Below are 4,168 nucleotides of genomic sequence, written 5' to 3'. Positions count from 1 at the left end.
CATTAACCATCTGAAATATAAAAGTATTTTACCATTGGCAGTAAAGTTGCCTTATTAGGTCTGACAACAAGTAGATTCTAATAATTAGGACACATAATGATAAAGTTTACACACTCTACTATTTTACTCACCTCAATAAGTAGCTTTGCTTTTTACTCGTACACGGCTTGCGCTACTGAATATGATGTTTATGGTAAAGCCGAAGTGCAAATTGCTAATACAGATACGGGTATTATGCGTTACGCAGAAGAAGGCACGCAGATTGAAGCGCCATTTTCGCGTATAGGTATTCAAGGGCAACACAAATTAAATGAATATTTAAACGTTGTTTTTAAATACGAAGTGCAAGTAAAAGGCTTTGAGCAAGATGACACCGAAGAGCCATTTAGTGCAAGGAATACATACCTTGGTTTAAAAGGTCAATTTGGCGAGCTTGTAGTGGGAAGAAATGATACTCGCTTTAAATACTCTGAGGGCAAAGTTGATAACTTTAATGAAACCCAAGGTGACATAGCTCAAGTTATTGCAGGACAAGATAGACTTGGTGATACGCTAACATACACTTCTAAGTATTGGCATAATACGCAATTTTCGTTTACTTATGCTCCAAAAGACGACAACAAAGATAACGAAGCTGGATTTGCAGCAACTTTTATTTATGGTGATCGTAGCTTAAAAAACACCTCATATTACTTATCATTAAGCCATGTTGATTCTCTTAATAATATTAATGCGAGCCGAATAGCAGCAGCCTATAAATTTGAACAATTACAGCTTGGTGCACTATATCAGCATTCTGAATCAACAGATGGTATAAAATCAGGTAACGGTTATGTGTTAAGTGCAAGCTATACGCTTGATAAATGGGTACCTAAATTACAGTTTGCTAAAGATGACTCTTTACTTCGTCAAACTTCTGAGGCAACACAATGGACTACGGGCCTTGACTATGTATTTGACAAGCAAACAACTGCTTACCTTTTATACACCGACCTTAATTTAGAAGAACAAGACGACAGCAGTGTTGCGCTTGGTCTTAAATACAAATTTTAGAGGCCTGCCATGACAGATAATATACTCACGCAAAAACCAGATAAGAAAAGAAATTTCCAATGGCTTTTTTTGATACTAGGCCCTGTAGTAATGCTATTAACATGTTTACTCGATCCACCAACGGGTATGTCTGTAGCGGCATTTAAAACCGCAGGTTTAGCATTTTGGATGGCATCGTGGTGGGTGAGCGAAGTAGTACCAATTCCAGCAACTGCTTTGCTCCCTCTGGTAATATCACCACTGGCTGATATAGCAGCAATTAAAAGCGTGGCTGCCCCGTATGCGCACCCGCTAATATTTTTATTTTTAGGTGGTTTTTTAATTTCTATTGCTATGGAGCGTTGGGGGTTACATAAACGTATTGCGCTAAGCACCATGTTATATGCGGGTAAAAAGCCAAGCTTGCAAATTTTAGCCATGATGCTGGTAACCGCATTTTTGTCGATGTGGATGTCTAATACCGCAACAGCTGTAATGATGCTGCCTATTGCGCTTTCAATTACTAATTTAGTTAAGCAATCAGACCCGAGTAATGAAGGTTTTGGTAAGGCTTTACTGTTATCAATCGCTTATGGTGCAAGTATTGGTGGTATTGCTACCTTAATCGGTACTCCGCCTAATGCTTTAATGGCTGCTTACTTGTCAGATAGTTACCAAATAGAAATTGGCTTTGCGCAATGGATGATTGTAGGCGTACCACTGTCTTTAGGCATGCTAATTATTAGCTGGGTTTGGCTTACTAAATTTGCGTATAAAGTAGATGCTAATATTAAAAACGATCAAAAAATTGATACAAAAGCGGTGTTTTCAACGCAGTTAAAAAGCCTAGGTATAATGCAGCGCGCCGAAAAAGGCGTGTTATTTGTGTTTGTTTTAGCAGCACTGTGTTGGATATTTAGACCTTTATTAGGTGATATAACAGGTCTTAATATTTCAGATACTACTATTGCAATTGCAGCGGCATTGCTGTTGTTTGTAATGCCAGCGAATAAAGGCAAAGATGAGCGTATCCTTGATTGGGAAAGCGCAGCTAAAGTGCCGTGGGGCGTTTTATTATTATTTGGTGGCGGGCTTACACTTGCATCTCAAATTAAGTCATCAGGGCTTGCTGAATTTATTGCTCACCTAATTGAAGGCGCCAGCACTATTCCACTTGTTATGAGTGTACTTGTTGTTGTGGCATTAATTACGTTTTTAACTGAGATCACAAGCAATACAGCAACTGCAGCTGGCTTTCTTCCTTTGTTAGGGCCCGTTGCAGAGTCTATAACAGGTTCACCATTGGTTTGGGTTATTCCTGCAGCTATAGCGTGTAGTTGTGCGTTTATGATGCCGGTAGCGACACCACCAAATGCTATTGTGTTTGGCTCAGGGCAAATTCAAATGCGCGACATGATAAGAGCGGGTTTTGTGCTAAACATTGTGGCTATTGTATTAATTACGCTGGTTACAATGACGATTGCAGCCCAAGTATTTGGCTTTTAAAGCTGAACTAAATTAGTTCCAACCAACCTATTCCAGAGTAGCTTTGTTTATATTTACAGTTTTAAACAAAACTACTCTTTATACTTATTTGTAGTACTCAAGAAGCTCTTTTTTAGATAATTAGTGTTATTGCTCGAAAAACAGAACAAGGTTATAGTCGTTAATAACTTTAAAAATTGAGTAACCTATTTTGAGCACTGAGACATCACAGGCAATGCCTTTAATTCCCCAGTTTGATGAATTGCGAAAAAGCTTTCTCGAAACGCCTTACTTGCCAATTGATAAACGTCTCGTTTTATTAAAAAAACTCCGTGTACGTATTGTTGAACTTGAGCAAGAGCTAGTGGATGCTGCTTCAAAAGACTTTGGTTACAGAACCGCTTTCGATACTCTACTTGGCGATATATTGCCTACGGTTCAAACACTCGCGCACATTATCAAAAAGCTACCAAAATGGGCAAAGCCAAGTAATCGCTCTGTGGGTTTAAGCTTGTGGCCTTCAAAAGTAAGTGTTAATTACCAACCTAAAGGTGTGGTTGGTATTATTGCACCGTGGAATTACCCTATTCAGTTAGCGTTAGTACCTGTGCTTACCGCCATAGCTGCTGGTAATAGAGTGATGCTCAAATTAAGCGAGTTTACACCTCACACAAACGCCGTTATCGAAAAAATATTTAAAGATGACATGCAAGCTCATTGTAAAATAATACTAGGGGCGAGTGATGTTGCAGCACAGTTTTCATCACTGCCATTTGCTCATTTATTATTTACGGGTTCAACGGCCGTTGGTAAATTAGTAATGGCTTCAGCGAGTCGTAATTTAACACCAGTAACGCTCGAACTCGGTGGTAAATCGCCAGTTATTATTACGCAAAATGCCGATATTAAAAAAGCGGCGCAAGCTTTACTGTTTGGAAAAATGGCCAACGCAGGGCAAATATGCGTTGCTCCCGACTACGTATTTGTACCCAAAGAGCTTGAGCATCAGCTTATTCAGCAATTATGCGAGTTGTATAAAAAGCATTTTAAAGACGGTGTTGAAGGTAAAAACTTAACTTCTATCATTAGCGATGCGCATTATAAACGTTTGGCAACCTACTTAGAGCAAGCCCAAGAACTGGGTGCAAACATTATTAAGCCACTTGAACACAATCAGCAAGACGAAGAAAAGCATCGTATGGGGCTGCATTTAGTGACTCAAGTAACTGACGAAATGCAGCTTATGCAAGATGAGTTATTTGGTCCAATACTGCCAATAATGAGTTATGAAAAGCTCGACAGCGCAATTGACTATATTAAAGCTCATCACCACCCATTAGCGCTTTATATTTTAGGCCAAGATAAGCACGCTCAAGAATACATTATGAAGCAAACAATCAGTGGCACTGTGGCAATAAACGATACCTTAGTGCAAGTAACTGCTGACGATGCTCCTTTTGGTGGTGTAGGCCATTCAGGAATGGGGCATTATCATGGTATAGAAGGTTTTTTAACGTTTAGCCATGCTAAAAATACGTTAGTATCGGGCTCGTTTAATCCTCGCATTGTTATGCTACTAAAACAAAGCAAACTTATTATTAAGCTTCTAAAGTGGCTTTACATAAAATAATAGGGTGCTGATTTGGTAAAG

Annotated in this window: 3 protein-coding genes; all 3 read left to right on the top strand. The window is 39.1% G+C overall.

Annotation, left to right across the window (positions count from 1 at the left end; genetic code table 11):
- Nucleotides 1-96 precede the first annotated feature (96 nt).
- Nucleotides 97-1,053 (top strand): porin, encoded by a 957-nt coding sequence (locus H5072_RS13055; RefSeq protein WP_182693761.1) that lies wholly within the window; start codon nt 97-99, stop codon nt 1,051-1,053.
- Nucleotides 1,054-1,062: 9 nt separating this feature from the next.
- On the top strand, nt 1,063-2,538 hold the full coding sequence (locus H5072_RS13050; RefSeq protein ID WP_182693760.1) for an SLC13 family permease: 1,476 nt from the start codon (nt 1,063-1,065) through the stop codon (nt 2,536-2,538).
- A 214-nt stretch (nt 2,539-2,752) separates the two neighbouring features.
- Nucleotides 2,753-4,147 carry a coniferyl aldehyde dehydrogenase gene (locus H5072_RS13045; protein ID WP_404936326.1) on the top strand — a complete coding sequence of 465 codons (1,395 nt, stop codon included), beginning with the start codon at nt 2,753-2,755 and terminating at the stop codon, nt 4,145-4,147.
- The last annotated feature ends 21 nt before the right edge of the window (nt 4,148-4,168 follow it).

It is taken from the genome of Pseudoalteromonas sp. SR45-5, assembly GCF_014163565.1.
In the GTDB taxonomy this organism is placed as follows: Bacteria; Pseudomonadota; Gammaproteobacteria; order Enterobacterales; family Alteromonadaceae; genus Pseudoalteromonas; species Pseudoalteromonas distincta.
This window is presented reverse-complemented; position numbering and strand designations above follow the sequence as displayed.

Bases quoted from the DNA above. Each gene is read 5' to 3' on its own strand.
- H5072_RS13055 (WP_182693761.1), top strand. From the start codon at position 97: ATGATAAAGTTTACACACTCTACTATTTTACTCACCTCAATAAGTAGC.
- H5072_RS13050 (WP_182693760.1), top strand. From the start codon at position 1,063: ATGACAGATAATATACTCACGCAAAAACCAGATAAGAAAAGAAATTTC.
- H5072_RS13045 (WP_404936326.1), top strand. From the start codon at position 2,753: ATGCCTTTAATTCCCCAGTTTGATGAATTGCGAAAAAGCTTTCTCGAA.